Source organism: Pontibacter sp. HJ8 (assembly GCF_054824225.1).
This window is the reverse complement of sequence record NZ_JSYF01000508.1, coordinates 1-2,445: the sequence shown is the minus strand read 5'-3', so window position 1 is coordinate 2,445 and position 2,445 is coordinate 1. Positions and strand designations below refer to the sequence as shown.

The following is a 2,445-nucleotide window of genomic DNA, read 5'->3' as shown; positions in this document are numbered from 1 at the left end:
TGCATTCTTTGGAAAGAAAGTTTTAATGGGCATATTTCAGCACTTCGCTTACCATAAATTCAGTCGTATCAATGCAGTCGGATAGAAGAACTTCTCTGATATTTTTATACCTATGCTTGCTACCTTCATCTTCTAAAATTGACACAGCCTTCTCAATGGCTCTTTGCTGATCCTGCTCACTCTCAGTAAAGTTAAATACAAGGCCATACTTCTTCTCTTCCTCATCTGTATAGCCTCTTCCGTCATTGTCCATAAAAATCGAGGGTGTACCTAATACAGCTGCCTCTGATGCCATGGTCGCACTTTCTCCGAACAACAAACTACTGTAGTAGATGGCGTCATGCATTTTATCGAATGGAATTCTTATCCTGTATTTTTCCAGGTCCGGCGGTAATTCACCTTCCGATGTAATGAACACTTTGGCCAGTTTGGCCAGTGCCTGGACTGCTTTTCTTTTGTTTTGAAGGGTCATACCGGCGTGATCAAAATCATGGGCGGCGGCCCAGGAAACAAATCTTACAATGACATACTTCTCATTTTCCTGTACGCCGAGTATATCCAGGATTTCGGGGTCAGGCGTAAAGTAGGCAGGATGTAAATAAGCGAGCTCCATGTATCCGTTGAATCGCACCTGTTTTTCACCTAAGTCCGTGCGGTAACAGGAAGGCGTGAAAACTTTTGTGGCGAAAGGCACTGTGAGTTTATGATGTAAACTAGCGTGTTCGGTGTCGCTGAACACGAAGGAAGGTTTGCCTAATAATTTCGCTACTTGGGAAGGATAAGGATGAAGGAAATTAAGAAACAGATCTGGCTTAAAGCGGGATGATATCTTCATCAAAGTTAAATTGGCATAAAGCAGGTATAGAAACTTCCCGATCCGCCCATCTTTGCCTTTGCCCCGGTTTATAAAAGGTATATTGTACAGGTTCAACAGCCGGTGCGCCATCTCCTTGTTCCGGGACACGAAAAGGATTTTATGCCCTTTCGCATGCATTATTCTGGAGAAATTTTTGAAATAATGGACATGCGCCGGGTGATTGATGTCGATGATGATTCTCATTTTCTTAGATGATGCTAATCGGGTAGAAGGTATGGGTAGGGGGTATGCAACACGTCCGCTCCGGAGGCGTCAACGCACGTTTCGTAACTTATGAACAGAGCCTCTGTTGTAAACTGGAAAGGGCAATGCAGCAGGTATCAGTAGGCTTCCTGGGTGGTTGGATTTTTGGCTAAAGGTTCTTTAGCGCGACTCCTGTGCATGGAGCAACACATTTGGTAAACTTCAACTAACCGTTTTGCAATGGTGGTTGAGTCTAATCCTAATTCTTTGATGCGTTGTGCTCCGTTTGTTCGGCCTTTTAGCTCTGAAAACTTCAGGGCAGCCATAATTTTTTCGGCAAAATCTTCGGCATCAAAAGAGGCTGTAAAACATCCTTCTGTGTCTCCTATAACCCATTCGATATCGCCCACATTGGTAGCTACAATCGGACAATTGCAAGCCATTGCTTCTTTAACAACATTGGGAGAGCCTTCCATGAAGGATGGGACCACCAGGAGATTTGCCGAGTTTAAATACGAGCTTATTTCTTCATGCGGTATAGGATATGGATTTATAAGCTCTACATCCGGCAAATTCAAACGGGAAACCGCTGACTGAGCGAGTGGATAATTTTTACCTATCCGCTCTTTACTTCCCAGGAACAAAATGTATTTTTTTCCTGTATCCAGCCCGACTTTTTCTGGATTTGATTCAGGGATCGGTTTGAAAACTTCCGTATCTACCCCGTTCGGGATGATGAACGATTTGTGTTTCAGATAAACATAGTCTTCAAGATTTTTAGACTTGGAAATTATGGCTTTTACGAATGGTTGAATAAGAAAGGAAGAGAGCATAAAGAACCTGCTTCCGAACCGGATCTTGTTGACGCCTATATAATCTCCCTGTGCATCATCCCCCATCAGGGATAAGATGACCGGAGTATTGCCCGAACCGATTACGGCTGCCCAGCCAGATAATGAAAAGTGAGCGTGAATAAGATCATAGGATCTGTTTTTCAGGTAATTCCGTAATCTAAATCCGGCCTTTACGTACCCCCACAAGCCTTTTCCTATGATAGGAAAGTATTCTACATCTATACCTAACTTTTTCAACGATTCACCTTGTGCTTTTATGAAAGGTATAACCTCAAAGTTTTTAGAATTGCCGCTACAGACGAAGAGTACTTTCATACCTATTTCTTATTAAGTGAGCCTATCGGACCGAATCTGGATTCCAGTAATGATCACACGAAAAAGAATAAGCGGTCATCCTGGGATATTTATATTGAAAACTACCTGTCAAACTACTTTTTGAGCCAGATGATTGTGGCTGGGAACAGGCTGGTCATTGTCCTCTTGTTCTTCTCTTCTATATTTAATGGCAGCTAATAACAGCATAAGAAGAGG

Annotated in this window: 2 protein-coding genes; both read right to left on the bottom strand. The window is 42.7% G+C overall.

Annotation, left to right across the window (positions count from 1 at the left end):
• Positions 1–22: 22 nt before the first annotated feature.
• Positions 23–1,060, bottom strand: coding sequence for a DUF354 domain-containing protein (locus OB13_RS18645; RefSeq protein WP_461491694.1), 1,038 nt, complete (start codon positions 1,058–1,060; stop codon positions 23–25).
• A 137-nt stretch (positions 1,061–1,197) separates the two neighbouring features.
• On the bottom strand, positions 1,198–2,229 hold the full coding sequence (locus tag OB13_RS18640; protein WP_461491693.1) for a glycosyltransferase: 1,032 nt from the start codon (positions 2,227–2,229) through the stop codon (positions 1,198–1,200).
• Positions 2,230–2,445: the final 216 nt, after the last annotated feature.